Source organism: Pseudomonas sp., from assembly GCF_049301935.1.
GTDB lineage: Bacteria > Pseudomonadota > Gammaproteobacteria > Pseudomonadales > Pseudomonadaceae > Aquipseudomonas.
The window spans coordinates 1-13730 of sequence record NZ_JBAQLP010000096.1; the positions used below are offsets into that span (position 1 = coordinate 1).

Consider the following 13730-nt stretch of genomic DNA (forward strand, 5'->3'; position numbering starts at 1 on the left):
GTGATAACCCATCAATCGGTTGATGGGTTATCACCCATCCTACGGCGTAACCCAGCAGCCTAGCCCGGATTGCCTCCGGGCGACTAAGGCCGCGGTTACTCGACAAACAGCTGCTGCACCACCGAGAAGTCCTGCTTGCCCTTGCCCTGTTTGAGCAGCAAGCGATACAGCTGCAACGCCAGCGCGCCCATCGGCGTGCTGCTGCCGCTGGCCTGGGCGGTTTCCTGGGCCAGGCCCAGGTCCTTGGCCATCAGCTCGGCCATAAAGCCGCCGCTGTAGCCCTTGGAAGCTGGGGCGTTTTCCATCACCCCGGGCCAGGGGTTGTACTTCTCCAGCGTCCAGTTGCCGCCCGAGCTTTGGCGCATGATCTCGGCCAGCACCGCCGGCTCAAGACCATTGGCCACGCCCATGGCCATGGCTTCGGCGGTGGCGATCATCTGCACCGCCAGCACCTGGTTGTTGCACACCTTGGCCACCTGGCCGGCGCCGTCGGGGCCGGCGTGGAAGATATTTTTGCCCATGGCCTGGAAGATCGGTTGGGCCTTTGCCAGTGTTTTTGCAGCGCCGCCGATCATAAAGGTCAGGGTGCCGGCTGCCGCGCCGGCGGTGCCGCCGGAGACCGGGGCGTCGAGCATTTCGATACCGCATGCGGCGGCCGCCTGATGCACCTTGCGCGCGGATTCCGGGGCGATGGTCGAGCATTCCAGCACCAGGCTGCCGGGCTTGAGCGCGGCCAATAGACCGTTGTCACCCAGATACAGGCCTTCGACATGCCGGCTGGCGGGCAGCATGCTGACCAGCACATCGGCATCCTGTACCGCATCCAGGGCGCTGCTGGCGGGTAGCGCGCCTTCACGGGTCAGTTCGTCAATGGCGGCTTGTACCAGGTCGAAGACCTTCAGGGTAAAGCCGGCCTTGAGCAGGTTGCGCGCCATCGGCAGGCCCATATGGCCGAGGCCGATAAAAGCGATTGTGGTCATTGTTAGGCTCCTTATCTGGGGCGTCCCACTGGGTTGTGTGCGGGGCGTGGGATGGGTTGAGCGTAGCGATACCCATGCTGCTTGATGGGGCGTGTTGGTGGGTTACGGCGCGATTAATAAGCGCGTGTGGCCGATCTTCGTACCACGCGCCTAACCCACCCTACAGCCTGTTACAGATTCGCTAGCGGATGTGCGCCATCCCACGCCGGGACGAAGTGCGCATCGATCACCTGCTGTGGAATGCTTGCCACATCCGGCCAGTGCCAGCGTGGCGCGTGGTCCTTGTCGATCAGCCGCGAGCGCACGCCTTCGGGGAACTCCGGATGGCGGCAGCAGTTCAGGCTGATGGCGTATTCCATGCGGAACACCTCGGCCAGGGACAGCTGTTTGGCGCGCTTGATCTGTTCCCACACCAGGTGTCCGGTCAGCGGGCAGCCGCCGGCCAGGGTCTTGGCGGCGCGCGCCAGCAGCAAGTCGCTGTCGTTGTGCAAGGCGCTGATGGCGTGCCAGGCGTGGGGCAGGTCGGCAGTATCGAGTAGCTCATCGATGCGTGCGCGGCGCGGCAGCCACTGGGCTTCCGGCAGCTCGGCGAGGGCCTGGTTTTCCAGGGCCTTGAGCAAACTGTGCAGTTGCTGCGCGCTCTGCTCCTGCCAGTTGAGCTGGGTCAGGCCTGTGAGCAGGTCATCCTGCTGGCTGTCGAGCAGCACACGGTCGGCCAGGTCCAGATCCAGGGCGTCGCGGGCGTTGATGCTGCTGGCGGTCAGGCCGAGAAACAGGCCGAGCTTGCCCGGCAGGCGGGCGAGGAACCAGCTGCCGCCGACATCCGGGTACAGGCCGATATTGATTTCCGGCATGCCCAGGCGGCTGCTGGGAGTGACGATGCGGATGCTTGCGCCCTGCATCAGGCCCATGCCGCCGCCCAGCACATGGCCGTGGGCCCAGCAGATAAAAGGTTTCGGGTAGGTGTGGATGCGTTGGTCGAGGCGGTATTCGTCGGCAAAGAAGCGCCGCGCCAGGGGCGGGATTTCACCCGGGTGTTCGCGGCATTGTTGAACAAGCTGCACCACGTCGCCGCCGGCGCAGAAGGCCTTGGGGCCGTTACCGCGCAGCAGCACACAGGCGATACCCGGGTCGTCCGCCCAGGCCTTGAGCTTGGCGTCCAGCGCTTCGATCATCGGCAGCGACAGGGCGTTGAGGCTCTTTTCGGCATCCAGGCTGGCGATGCCGATGCGCATGCCATGTTGGGCCGGGCGTTCTTCGAATTGCACGTTCATCGTGGTTGTCACCCTGCGGATTATTTATTGCGCCATTGCGGGTCGCGTTTTTCCAGGAAGGCGTTGACCCCTTCGCGGGTGTCGTCGGCGTCGAACAGGTCGACAAAACGCTCGCGTTCTTCGCTTAGCCAGGTATTCGGGCTGCGTTCGCGGGCACCCTGGATCAGCGGTTTGATGGTGCGCACCGCCACCGGGCTTTGCCGCGCGACTTTTGCTGCCAGGAGCAGAGCGTGGCCACGGGCCTCGCCGCTGTCCACCACCTGCTCGACCAGGCCGATGCGCAGGGCGGTTTCCGCATCGATACGCTCGCCGCAGAGAATCATCCGCTTGGCCCAGCCTTCGCCGACCAGCCAGCTCAGGTGCTGGGTGCCGCCGGCGCAGGGCAGCAGGCCCACGGTGGCTTCCGGCAGGGCCAGTTGCGCCTGGCGTTCGGCGATGCGGATATCGCAGGCCAGCGCGCATTCCAGGCCGCCGCCCATGGCGTAGCCGTTGATCGCGGCAATCGACACCCCGCGGAAATCCCGCAGCGCCTCGAAGGCCTCGCCAAAGCGCCGCGCCATCTCGCGGGCGCGGGCCTTGTCGCCATCGGCGAACAGCTTGAGGTCGGCGCCGGCGCTGAAGAACTTGCCGCCCTGACCGGTGATCACCAGGGCGTAGATGTCATCGTCACGGTTGAGGTGCTCGACCAGCAGCTTGAGGCCAATCAGCGAGTCGCGGTCCCAGGTATTGGCCGGCGGCTGGTTGATGGTAATTAGCGCAGTGTGGCCGTGTTTTTCCACGGTGAGCTTGTGGGTCAGGTCGAATACGCCCGGGTGGTAGGCTTCGATGGCGTGGCTCATAACGGTCCTCGTCAGGTTGCTCCCCTCGCCCTTTGGGAGAGGGGTTGGGGGAGAGGGCTGCGGGCGACGCCGACCCTCTTCCTAACCCTCTCCCCGAGGGGGGAGGGAATTAAAAGCTACAGCAAGCGATCCAGCATGCCGCCCTGATCCAGCAGGCGGCGGGCGATGATCACCCGCATGATCTCGTTGGTGCCTTCCAGTATCTGGTGCACGCGGCTGTCGCGCACCCAGCGCTCCAGCGGGTAGTCGTTGAGGTAACCGTAGCCGCCATGCAGCTGCAACGCCTCATTGCACAGGTTGAAGCAGTGATCGGTGGCGAAACGCTTGGCCATGGCGCAATACAGGCTGGCTTCGCTGTGGCCATGATCCAGTTTGTGCGCGGCCAGGCGCACCATCTGCCGGCTGGCAGTCAGGTCGGTGAGCATGTCGGCGAGCTTGAATTGCAGGGACTGGAAGTCGCTCAGCGGCTTGCCGAACTGCTTGCGTTCCTCGACATAGCGCAGCGACTGCTCCAGCGCGGCCTGCGCCGCACCCAGCGAGCAGCTGGCGATATTGATCCGTCCGCCGTCCAGGCCCTTCATCGCGTAGACAAAGCCCTGGCCTTCCGGCCCGATGCGGTTGCCGGCGGGAATGCGCACGCCCTCGAAGCTGATGGTGCGGGTCGGCTGGGCGCGCCAGCCCATCTTCAATTCATTGCGCCCGTACTTCACGCCGGGGGCATCGGCCGGCACCAGGAAGCAGGAGACACCCTTGGCGCCGCTGTCTTCTCCAGTGCGCGCCATCACGATCAGCACGTCGGTTGAGCCGGCGCCAGAGATAAAGCACTTGCTGCCGTCCAGCACATAGTCGTCGCCATCGCGCTTGGCGCGGGTGCGCAGGTGCGCGGCGTCGGAGCCGGCGTCCGGCTCGGTCAGGCAGTAAGAGGCCAGCAGTTCACCGCTAACCAGGCGCGGCAGCCAGGTATCTTTCAGCGCCTGATCGGCGAAGGAGGCGAGCATCCAGCTGGCCATATTGTGGATGGTCAGAAAGGCCGTGGTGGCGATGCAACCGGCCGACAGCTGTTCGAAAATCAACGAGGCGGACAGGCGTGACAGGCCCAGGCCGCCATCCTCTTCCTTTATATAGAGTGCCAGGTAGCCCTGCTCGGCGGCGCGTTTGATCACATCCACCGGGAAGTGGTGGTCGCGGTCCCAGTCAGCGGCATGCGGCGCTAGTTCCCTGGCGGCAAAGGCGCGGGCGCTGTCGACCAGCAGGCGTTGTTCTTCAGTCAGTTCGAAATCCATCAGTGATCCTTAGCGGGGTGGGTAATCCCCGGCAGTTAAAGCCAGGCCGACTCGTGACCGGCCTGGCGTACGCTTATTTAAGCTGGATGGTCATATTGGTGCCGGCCACCGAGTCCTCATCAAACCAGCGGCTGGTCACCGTCTTGGTTTCGCTGAAGAAGCGCACACCCTGTTTGCCGTAGGCGTGCAGGTCACCGTAGAACGAACCCTTCCAGCCAGTAAAGGAGAAGAACGGCAGCGGCACCGGTACCGGTACGTTGATGCCGACCTGGCCGACTTCCACCGCGTGCTGATAATGCCGCGCCGCACCGCCGGAGCGGGTGAAGATCGAGGTGCCGTTGCCGTAGGGGCTGGCGTTGACCAGTGAGATAGCTTCTTCCAGGGTATCGACCTCCATGCATACCAGCACCGGGCCGAAGATTTCCTCGCGGTACAGGCTCATCTTGGTCGTCACGCCGCGAAACAGCGTGGCGCCGATCCAGTTGCCGTTGGGGTAGCCCTCGACCGCGCAGTGCGAGCCGTCCAGCAAGCATTCGGCGCCTTCGGCCTTGCCCTCGGCGATCAGGCGTAGCACGCGTTGCTTGGCCTGCTGGCTGATCAGCGGGCCGAAGGCGGCGTGGCCATCGGTCCAGTAGCCAGGCTGCAGCTCGGCCATCTGCGCGGCCAACTCGTCGATCCACTGCTTCGATTCGCCGACAAACACCGCCACGCTGATCGCCATGCAGCGCTGCCCGGCCGCACCGCAACTGGCGCCGACCAGATTGCTCAGCACCTGCTGCTTGTTGGCGTCGGGCATGATCACCATATGGTTCTTCGCCCCGGCGAAGGCCTGCACGCGCTTCAGGTGAGCGGTGCCGGTGCGGTAGATATGCTGGCCCACCGGCACCGAGCCGACGAAGGAGATGGCGCGGATATCCGGGTGGGTGAGCAGGCTGTCGACCACCTCGCGGCCGCCGTGCAGCACCTGCAACACGCCCTTGGGCGCGCCGGCCTCGATAAACAGTTCGGCCAGGCGGTTGGGGGTCAGCGGGTCCTGTTCCGAGGGCTTGAGAATAAAGGTGTTGCCGGCGGCGATGGCCAGGGGAAACATCCACAGCGGAATCATCGCCGGGAAGTTGAACGGGGTGACGCCGACGCACACCCCCAGCGGCTGAATCCAGCTGGCGGTGTCGATGTCGCGGGCGACGTTTTCCATGGTCTCGCCCATCATCAGGCTGGCGATATTGCAGGCCTGCTCGACCACCTCGATACCGCGCCAGACATCACCCTTGGCGTCGGCCAGGGTTTTGCCGGTTTCGCCCGAGAGGATTTCCGCCAGCTCGTCGTGGTGTTCCTTGAGCAGGTGCTGGTAACGCAGCATCAGCCGCGCCCGATCCGATACCGGCACTTCGCGCCAGGTCAGGAAGGTGGCCTTGGCACTGGCAATCGCCGCTTCGATTTCCTCGGCGGTGGCCTTGGGCGCCAGGGCCAGCACTTCCTGGGTGGCCGGGTCGGTGACTTCGATAAATTCGCGGGTGCGGCTTTCGCGCCATTCACCGTCGATCAACTGCGGGATTGCCTTGGCCATTGTTTCCTCCACGCTGGACCGCCAACAGGTTCTGCGGTCCGATTGTTGTTTTGTCAGTGTTATAGCTGCCTTGCTCGGCTTTGTGGATTGACGATCTTGGCCTGTAGATGGACTATCTTGGGATTGAACCAGTAGCCAGGATGCCCATGAACGCGCAGGTCGACACCTCCAACTGGCCACTGCCGGCCAACGGCGTACGCTTTATTACGCCGCCCAGGCTGCGCCGTCTGCTCGCCCGCAGCCCACTGGCGCAGGGCTGCTATCCGCTGGCTCTGGGCTTCTACCCGCAGGCCCAGGGCCATCGCATGCACCGCCCACAACCGGAGGATCATTTGCTGATCTACTGCCGTGCCGGGCAGGGTTGGCTGGAAACAGATGATGGACGATTAGCTGTCAGTGGTGGCGATCTGCTGCTGTTACCAAAGGGCGTGACGCACGCCTACGGCGCGGACGTGGACAAGCCCTGGACCCTGTACTGGGTGCATTTTGATGGCGAGCTAGTCGCGGACTTTCTCAAACCCCTGGGCCAGGGGCCGCTGTGGCGCATCGGCGTGCAGCCGCGCCTGTTGGCCGAGTTCGACGCCTTGCTTAACCTGCGCAAGCAGGGTTTGAACCTGGCGCATTTCGTTCATGCCGCGCATCAGTTGCAGGTGCTGCTCACCTCCCTGGCCGTGCTGCCGGCGCGCACCACCTTGAAGTCCGGACGGGTGCTGGATGTGGACGCGGTGCAGGCGGTGATGCGCGCCCATTTGCATGACTCGCTAAACCTCGATGAGCTGGCCGCACAGTTCAAGCTGTCGCGCTTTCACTTCGCCAAGACCTACCGCGCCCTGACCGGCCATGCGCCGATTCAGGACTTTATCCAACTGAAAATGGCCCACGCCTGCCGCCTGCTCGATGAGGGCGAACAGGGCATCCGCCAAGTCGCCGAGCAGCTGGGCTATGAGGATGTGTATTACTTCTCGCGGCTATTTCGCAAAGTGGTGGGCATGGCGCCGAGTCATTACCGGGCGCTGCATCAGGGCTAAATTAGAGATTTCTAGGGGCAGCGGTCATCGAGTGCATACAAAAGTAGGGGTGGGCATTGCTTTGCAGGACTTGTACATATATATCATGATGTACAAGTTAGTCACCGCGCAGCCTTAGAGGTAATACGTCATGGAATTAGTCAGTTTCGGATCAAACGACATTGAAAACACCCTTGCCAAGATGACCGCCGGGCAACTCGACAAGGTGGCGTTCGGCGCCATTCAGCTCGATGCCTCCGGAAAAATCCTGCAGTACAACGCCGCTGAAGGTGACATCACCGGCCGCAAGCCGAGCGAAGTAATTGGCAAGAGCTTTTTCCGTGATGTGGCGCCTTGCACCAACCGCCCTGAGTTCCAGGGCCGTTTCGCCGAAGGCGTGAAAAGTGGCAACCTCAACACGATGTTCGAATATGTCTTTGACTATCAAATGAAGCCCACCAAAGTAAAAGTGCATATGAAGAAGGCCCTGACCGGCGACACCTACTGGGTCTTCGTCAAGCGCCTCTGATGCACTGGCCATGGCTCAGCAACCTGCAGAGATCAGCGTGAACCGACCTGCACTAGATCAGGCCAGCATCCTGGCCGTGATCGTGTCGCTACTCGCTGATGAACTCAAAACCCTGCGCCATCTGTCTGCACACCAGACAGGTAGCGAGCGCTGGGAGGCATCGACTCTGCTCGGCGAAGTACATGAAGCGTCTGAGCAGCAGCCGATCGCCATAGGCGCAGACTCCCTGGAGCTGCTTAGTCTGGCGACCCGCGTCGCCACCTTCTTCAACATCTATGACAGCGGCCTTGAGGATTACCTGCTGCGCTTCAAGACCCTTGGCGAGTGGGCAGAGCTGGTTGTAAACGCACGTTTGCGCGGCACCGAGAACATTACCTTTGCCACATCCGGCAGCACGGGCATACCCAAACAATGCCTGCAGCAGTGGAATGCCCTGCTCAACGAGGCAGATTTTTTTGCCGAGTGCCTAGGCCCGGGCGCTGAGCAGCCGGCGCAGCGTGTTATCGCGCTCAGCCCGTGCCACCATATTTATGGCTTTATCTTCAGCGTACTGCTGACCCTGCGGTTGCAACTGCCGGTTATACGAGGCCCGCAGGCAATGGCACTGATCAACCAGCGCAAGTTGCAGGCGGGCGATGTGCTGATCGGCTTTCCGTTTATCTGGGGCCAACTGAGTCGCCAGGGCGTCAGCTTGGCACCGGGGGTTACTGCCATTACCTCCACCGGCCCCTGTGACCCCGCAATCATTCGCCAACTGCAACAGCAGGGCCTGGAACGCATGATCGAGGTATACGGCTCAAGCGAGACCGCTGGGATCGGCCTGCGCAGCGATCCCGAGGCGCCCTTCAAGCTGCTTCCGCGCTGGCGGCGAGGCAGTCATGCCGACACCCTGAGCGAATGCGTCAGCGGCGTTGACTATCAACTGAACGATCAACTGCAGTGGCTGGATCAGAGCTCTTTTCGCCCCCTAGGCCGTCGCGACAAGGCTGTACAGGTGGGCGGAATCAATGTGTTTCCGGCCAGCATCAGCGAGCGCCTGCAGAGCCTGCCCGAGGTTGCCGCGGCGGCCGTTCGGCTGATGTCGCCTGGTGAAGGCGAACGCCTGAAAGCCTTTATCGTGCCCGCCGTTGGCCAGGATGACAGCGCAGCCCTTGCGGCATTTCTGCAGGCATGGTGCGCGGCCAATCTGACCGCGGCGGAGCGACCGAAAGTCTTTACTTTCGGTACAACACTGCCGCACAGCGCATTAGGCAAGGAAAGCGACTGGCCCCTATAGGGCACAAAAATAGGGGGCAGACCCCGGTTTTCGGGAGCATTAATCGTGGCCTGTCTCTGGTTTATTTCACAAGTCCGGGCAGCCCTATTGTTGGGCTTCGCTGCGCTCAACCACAACCTACGCGGCCACGCGCCGCCAGCCTTGACTTGGCCCAGCACCTTCCTTAGCGTGCCGTCTTCGTTGAAATAAGCAGGAATCAGGCATGAGCGCCGCCGATAACGTCAAACTCGAAGCCGGCTGGAAAGCTGCGCTGCATGAGGAGTTCGAGAAGCCCTATATGCGTGAGCTGGGGGATTTTCTGCGTGGCGAGAAGGCCGCAGGCAAGCAGATTTATCCGCCTGGTTCACTGATTTTCAATGCGCTCAATTCCACGCCGCTGGCGCAGACCAAGGTGGTGGTGATCGGCCAGGACCCTTACCACGGCCCAGGGCAGGCCCATGGTTTGTGCTTCTCGGTGCAGCCTGGGGTGAAGACGCCGCCGTCGCTGGTGAATATCTATAAAGAGCTCAAGCGCGACCTGAATATCGATATTCCCGACCACGGCAACCTGCAGCATTGGGCCGAGCAGGGGGTGTTGCTGCTTAACACCTCACTGACGGTGGAGCACGGTATTGCCGGCTCCCACGCCAAGATCGGCTGGCAGACCTTTACCGACAAGGTGATTGAGGTGGTCAGTCAGCAGCAGGAGCGCCTGGTGTTTCTGCTCTGGGGCGCCCATGCGCAGAGCAAGGAAAAACTCATCGATGTCAGCAAGCACCTGGTGCTGAAGTCGGTGCACCCTTCGCCGCTGTCAGCGCACCGTGGCTTTATCGGCAACGGCCATTTCAGCCGTACCAACAAGTTTCTCCAGCAGCATGGGCTAAGCCCGATCGACTGGCGTTTGCCCGAGACTGCTTAAACGCTGCACTGCTGCTCGGCCAGATCGCGGCGTAGGTCACGCAGGCGATGCGCCAGGCGCTCGCGTTGGGCTTTATCGCTGCTGCTCAGCAGCTGGCTGAACAGCCTGGCCAGCGCCTGGCGTGAGCGGCCATAACTGGCGCGGTACTCGTCGCTGTAGAAGCGTTCGCGTTGCTGCAGCAGAGGGGTTAGTCGCTCGGCAAAGTCGGCGCTGCCCCGCTCGGCAACTACCTGGCGCAGCTCGGCTTGCCAGCGTTGTCGATTCTCCAGCCAGAGGCGGTTCTGCTCGCCAAGATTATTGGCCCAGGCGGCGATATGTTCCGTCTGGGCCGTGTTCAGGCGACCGAGCCAGGGCCGCAGGCGTTCCTGCATACGTGTCTGGCGTTCGCTGATCTGGGTGGCCAGGGGTGGGTCGAGAAAGTCCTGGCGATCTTCCAGATTGTCTTCGTCCAGCGCTGTGTAGAGTTCGCTGACTTGTTGCTCGCTCAGGCCCTGCAGTAGCTCGATGGCGGTGGGGGTGATCTCGACGCCGATGCGCTTGAGCGCAGCATCGAACTGGGCGAATTGCTCAAGCAGCTGAGCGCTATTCGGTTGCGGCTGGGTGAGGATACTTTCGGTGGTGTGTAGCCAATCGATATAGCGCGGCAGCTCGGCGCTGCAATGCCATTGCAAGTGGGTTTGCAAACGGGGTTTGAGCCAGGCCTGCTGCTGACTGTCGAGGTTCAGGTAGTCGTTCAGCCGCCAGGGCACCAGCCAGTCCAGATTGCGATACGCCAGGCCGGCGCGGCTGCAGGCAGTAACCAGCAGGCTCAGGCAGAGCATTAGCAGCAGGGTTTTCACGGCGGGCCAGCGCAATACGCTCATGGAGGATGCCTCGGTGATGAAGGCCTGAGAGTACCGCCGTGGCCTGCGCCTGAGTGGCCGCGGACATATCTGTTAAACAAAAACTGCTGCGTTGCAGGCAAAAAAGAGCCCGCTCAAGGCGGGCTAAACGTGGTCGTTAAAGCAGCTTTCAGCTGCGCTGCCAGAGCCTGAACAAGGGCTCGGCGAGAAACATCACCAGAAACAAGCGCAACACCTGCAGGGCGGTGACCAGTGCCACCGAGAGCTGCAGGGCCTCGGCGGTCAGGCACAGTTCGGTGATACCGCCGGGCATCATGCCGAGCATCAGCGCATTCTGGTTTTCCCCGGCCAGCCAGCCAAGGCCTTGGCCCAGTGCTGCGGCGGCGAGCATGGCAAGCAGGCAGAACAGCAGGATACGCGCGAGAAACCCCGGCGCGCTGCGAAAGAAATGTCGGTCGAAGTGACAACCCAGGGCGCAGCCGATCAGCCATTGACCGACTTGGCCGAGGCCATCGGGCAAGCCCAGGTGCAGATCGAAGCTCACGCTGGCCACCGCACAAACGCTCAGCGGGCCGAGCATCCAGGGGTTGGGTTGGCCCAAGCGTCCCCATAACCAAGCCAGTAGCGCGCCAGCCGGTAGCAACACCGCCAGCCAGGGCCAGCTTGTTAGCGCAGGCGGGGGCGGTGCGATGGGCGGCAGGCTCCAGGTGAAGATCGCCGGAACCAGCAACACCACCAGCAGCAGACGCAAGCTATGGGCCGCCGCCACCTTGGCGGTTTCGGCGTGGTGCCGCTGGGCCAGGTTGACCATCTCGCTGGCACCGCCCGGCATGCTGGCGAAGAACGCGGTGGCGCGATCGAGGCCGGCGCGGCGCAGCACGATAATGCCGATCAGGCTCAGCAGCAGGGTGAGCAGGGCGCCGAGCAGGATGATGCCGAAGTGGCTGAGCAGTTGGCCGAATACTTCACTGGTGAAGTGCAGGCCGATGGCGCTGGATACCAGCCACTGGCCGGTCTTGCGTCCGCCGGGCGGCTCGGTGAGCAGCCAGCCGCTGCAGCGGGCGGCGATTACCGCCAGCAGTGCGCCGATGATCCACGGCAAAGGCCAGCCGATCAGGCTGGCCAGATAGCCGCCTAACAGGCCGACCAGGGGCGTGGCCCACCAGCCTTGCCAGCCGGTGAGCGCAAACAACTTAGGCGTTGGCGGCATTGGCGGCATTGGCCAGTTGCGCCGCACGGCGCGCACGCCACCAGCGTAGGCCTGGCAGGGCCAGCATCAGCGCGGTGAGTGCCCACAGGCACAGGCTGATCGGGCTGTTCCAGAGGATGCTCAGCTCGCCGGCGGAGATCGACAGGGCGCGGCGCAGGTTGTCTTCCATCAGCTCGCCGAGGACGAAGCCGAGGATCAGCGCCGAGAGTGGGAAGTCCAGCTTGCGCAGGATATAACCGAACACACCCAGGCCAATCATCAGCACCAGATCGAATACCGTGCTGTGCACCGCGTAGACGCCGACCATGCTGATCACGGTGATCGCTGGCACCAGCACCCAGTTGGGTACGCTGAGCATGCGGGCGAACAGGCCAACCAGCGGAATGTTCATCACCAGCAGGATCACGTTGCCGATAAACAGCGAAGCAATCAGGCCCCAGACCACGTCCGGTTGCTGTTCGAATAGCAGCGGGCCTGGAGTGATGTTGTAAAGCGTCAGCGCGCCGATCATCACTGCGGTGGTGCCCGAACCCGGTACACCGAGGGTCAGCATGGGGATCAGCGAGCCGCAGGCCGAGGCGTTGTTCGCCGCTTCCGGTGCGGCCAGACCGCGCAGGTCGCCGTCGCCGAACGTGCCGTTGCTGCCGGCCATGCGCTTTTCCGTCATATAGGTCATGGCGCTGGCGATGGTCGCGCCGGCACCCGGCAGTACGCCGATGACGAAGCCGGCCACAGCGCTGCGCACCATGGTCCAGAAGGTGAAGCAGAACTCTTTGAAGTTGAACAGCAGGCGGCCGCTGGCCTTCACGGCTTTCTGGCCGTTGTGGGTTTTTTCCAGCATCAGCAGCACTTCACTGACGCTGAAGAAGCCGATTACCACGATGACGAACTGGATACCGTCGGACAGGCTGACGCTGCCGAAGGTGAAGCGATACACCCCGGTGGTCGAATCCACGCCAACGGTGGCCAGGGCCAGGCCGATCAAGGCGGCCATCAGGGTTTTCACCGGTTTGTCGCCGACCATGCCGCCCAGGCAGGCGATGGCGAAAATCATCAGTACAAAATATTCAGCCGGGCCAAAGGCCACCGCCCATTTCGCCAGGATTGGCGCGAACAGCACCACGCCGCAGGTGGCGATCATGCTGCCGATAAACGAGCTGACCGCCGACAGCGACAGGGCGATCCCGGCCTTGCCCTGACGCGCTAGCGGGTAGCCGTCGAGGGTGGTCATCACCGCCGCGGCGTCGCCCGGTACGTTAAGCAGAATCGCCGAGATACGTCCGCCGTATTCACAGCCCAGGTACACGGCGGCGAGCAGGATCAGCGCGGTTTCTGGTGACAGACCGAGGGCGAAGGCCAACGGCAGCAGCAGCGCCACGCCATTGATTGGGCCCAGGCCCGGCAGCAGCCCGACTATGGTGCCGACAAAGGCACCGAACAGCGCCACCAGCAGGTTTTCCGGTCGGGTGGCGACTTCGAAGCCTTGCATCAAGAAATTCAGGGTTTCCATTTTCAGCTCTCCACGAAGGCTTCGAACAGGCCGAGGGGCAGCGGCACATCCAGCAGGTAATCAAACAGGCCATACAGCAGCACGCCCATCAGTACGGCGCTGATGGCGCAGGGCAGCGGGCGACCGGTAAACAGCAGGCCCAGGGCGAAGGTGGCCAGCGTGGTGCTGATGACGAAGCCGAGCGCTTCGAACAGCAGGGCATAGGCCAGCAGCGTCAGTACGCACAGGGTGGCGCGCAGGGCGGCGCGGGTATTCAGTGTCTGCGCCAGCAGGCCGGGCTTGAACAGCAGCCACAGGCTGCCGGCGGCCATCAGACTGAGCAGCAGCAGCGGATAGGCGCGCGGGCCGACTGGGTCATAGGCGAAGGGGGCCTGGAAGCCCCAGGCGATGACGGCGAGCACGGCGCAAAACAGCAGCCAGCTCGCGGCGAACAGGCGAACGTACATGGCGGATTACCTAATCGAGGGTCAGGGAAAGACCGTGGAACCGTAGGATGGGTTGAGCGCAGCGATACC

Annotated in this window: 13 protein-coding genes; 4 read left to right on the forward strand and 9 right to left on the reverse strand. The window is 63.0% G+C overall.

Features of this window, described 5'->3' with window-relative positions:
• Positions 1–95: 95 nt before the first annotated feature.
• The 5 genes from mmsB to WA145_RS12755 form a co-directional block, all read right to left on the reverse strand.
• Positions 96–995 (reverse strand): 3-hydroxyisobutyrate dehydrogenase, encoded by a 900-nt coding sequence (mmsB, locus tag WA145_RS12735; protein WP_422581953.1) that lies wholly within the window; start codon positions 993–995, stop codon positions 96–98.
• A gap of 155 nt (positions 996–1150) precedes the next feature.
• Positions 1151–2254, reverse strand: coding sequence for an enoyl-CoA hydratase/isomerase family protein (locus WA145_RS12740; protein ID WP_422581929.1), 1104 nt, complete (start codon positions 2252–2254; stop codon positions 1151–1153).
• Between the two features lie 20 nt (positions 2255–2274).
• Complete coding sequence (locus tag WA145_RS12745; protein ID WP_422581930.1) at positions 2275–3093, reverse strand: enoyl-CoA hydratase; 819 nt, start codon at positions 3091–3093, stop codon at positions 2275–2277.
• Between the two features lie 116 nt (positions 3094–3209).
• Complete coding sequence (locus WA145_RS12750) at positions 3210–4376, reverse strand: isobutyryl-CoA dehydrogenase (protein WP_422581931.1); 1167 nt, start codon at positions 4374–4376, stop codon at positions 3210–3212.
• Positions 4377–4449: 73 nt separating this feature from the next.
• Entirely contained in the window at positions 4450–5943 is a 1494-nt protein-coding gene (locus tag WA145_RS12755) for a CoA-acylating methylmalonate-semialdehyde dehydrogenase (protein WP_422581932.1), read from the reverse strand.
• 146 nt (positions 5944–6089) lie between these two features.
• Between WA145_RS12755 and WA145_RS12760 the strand changes: the two genes are divergently transcribed.
• The 4 genes from WA145_RS12760 (at position 6090) to ung (ending at position 9653) form a co-directional block, all read left to right on the forward strand.
• Positions 6090–6971 carry an AraC family ligand binding domain-containing protein gene (locus tag WA145_RS12760; RefSeq protein WP_422581933.1) on the forward strand — a complete coding sequence of 294 codons (882 nt, stop codon included), beginning with the start codon at positions 6090–6092 and terminating at the stop codon, positions 6969–6971.
• A 130-nt stretch (positions 6972–7101) separates the two neighbouring features.
• Positions 7102–7479, forward strand: a complete 378-nt coding sequence (gene pyp / locus WA145_RS12765) for a photoactive yellow protein (RefSeq protein WP_422581934.1) — start codon at positions 7102–7104, stop codon at positions 7477–7479.
• Positions 7480–7516: 37 nt separating this feature from the next.
• Positions 7517–8755, forward strand: coding sequence for an AMP-binding protein (locus tag WA145_RS12770; protein ID WP_422581935.1), 1239 nt, complete (start codon positions 7517–7519; stop codon positions 8753–8755).
• Positions 8756–8957: 202 nt separating this feature from the next.
• Positions 8958–9653: a uracil-DNA glycosylase gene (gene ung, locus WA145_RS12775; protein ID WP_422581936.1), complete on the forward strand. Its 696-nt coding sequence runs from the start codon at positions 8958–8960 to the stop codon at positions 9651–9653.
• Here the strand turns inward: ung and WA145_RS12780 are convergent.
• The 4 genes from WA145_RS12780 to WA145_RS12795 form a co-directional block, all read right to left on the reverse strand.
• Positions 9650–10516: a DUF6279 family lipoprotein gene (locus tag WA145_RS12780; protein ID WP_422581937.1), complete on the reverse strand. Its 867-nt coding sequence runs from the start codon at positions 10514–10516 to the stop codon at positions 9650–9652. The genes ung and WA145_RS12780 overlap by 4 nt on opposite strands.
• A 148-nt stretch (positions 10517–10664) precedes the next feature.
• Positions 10665–11705 carry an AbrB family transcriptional regulator gene (locus tag WA145_RS12785; protein WP_422581954.1) on the reverse strand — a complete coding sequence of 347 codons (1041 nt, stop codon included), beginning with the start codon at positions 11703–11705 and terminating at the stop codon, positions 10665–10667.
• On the reverse strand, positions 11689–13215 hold the full coding sequence (locus tag WA145_RS12790) for a tripartite tricarboxylate transporter permease (RefSeq protein WP_422581938.1): 1527 nt from the start codon (positions 13213–13215) through the stop codon (positions 11689–11691). The genes WA145_RS12785 and WA145_RS12790 overlap by 17 nt, the downstream gene beginning before the upstream one ends.
• A 2-nt stretch (positions 13216–13217) precedes the next feature.
• Positions 13218–13661: a tripartite tricarboxylate transporter TctB family protein gene (locus WA145_RS12795; RefSeq protein ID WP_422581939.1), complete on the reverse strand. Its 444-nt coding sequence runs from the start codon at positions 13659–13661 to the stop codon at positions 13218–13220.
• Positions 13662–13730: the final 69 nt, after the last annotated feature.

What these genes read in the sequence shown, in the direction of transcription:
- ung (WP_422581936.1), top strand. Translation starts at nt 8,958, where the DNA reads ATGAGCGCCGCCGATAACGTCAAACTCGAAGCCGGCTGGAAAGCTGCG.
- WA145_RS12755 (WP_422581932.1), bottom strand. Translation starts at nt 5,943, where the DNA reads ATGGCCAAGGCAATCCCGCAGTTGATCGACGGTGAATGGCGCGAAAGC.
- WA145_RS12740 (WP_422581929.1), bottom strand. Translation starts at nt 2,254, where the DNA reads ATGAACGTGCAATTCGAAGAACGCCCGGCCCAACATGGCATGCGCATC.
- WA145_RS12780 (WP_422581937.1), bottom strand. Translation starts at nt 10,516, where the DNA reads ATGAGCGTATTGCGCTGGCCCGCCGTGAAAACCCTGCTGCTAATGCTC.
- WA145_RS12760 (WP_422581933.1), top strand. Translation starts at nt 6,090, where the DNA reads ATGAACGCGCAGGTCGACACCTCCAACTGGCCACTGCCGGCCAACGGC.
- WA145_RS12795 (WP_422581939.1), bottom strand. Translation starts at nt 13,661, where the DNA reads ATGTACGTTCGCCTGTTCGCCGCGAGCTGGCTGCTGTTTTGCGCCGTG.
- WA145_RS12745 (WP_422581930.1), bottom strand. Translation starts at nt 3,093, where the DNA reads ATGAGCCACGCCATCGAAGCCTACCACCCGGGCGTATTCGACCTGACC.
- WA145_RS12785 (WP_422581954.1), bottom strand. Translation starts at nt 11,705, where the DNA reads ATGCCGCCAACGCCTAAGTTGTTTGCGCTCACCGGCTGGCAAGGCTGG.
- WA145_RS12750 (WP_422581931.1), bottom strand. Translation starts at nt 4,376, where the DNA reads ATGGATTTCGAACTGACTGAAGAACAACGCCTGCTGGTCGACAGCGCC.
- pyp (WP_422581934.1), top strand. Translation starts at nt 7,102, where the DNA reads ATGGAATTAGTCAGTTTCGGATCAAACGACATTGAAAACACCCTTGCC.
- WA145_RS12790 (WP_422581938.1), bottom strand. Translation starts at nt 13,215, where the DNA reads ATGGAAACCCTGAATTTCTTGATGCAAGGCTTCGAAGTCGCCACCCGA.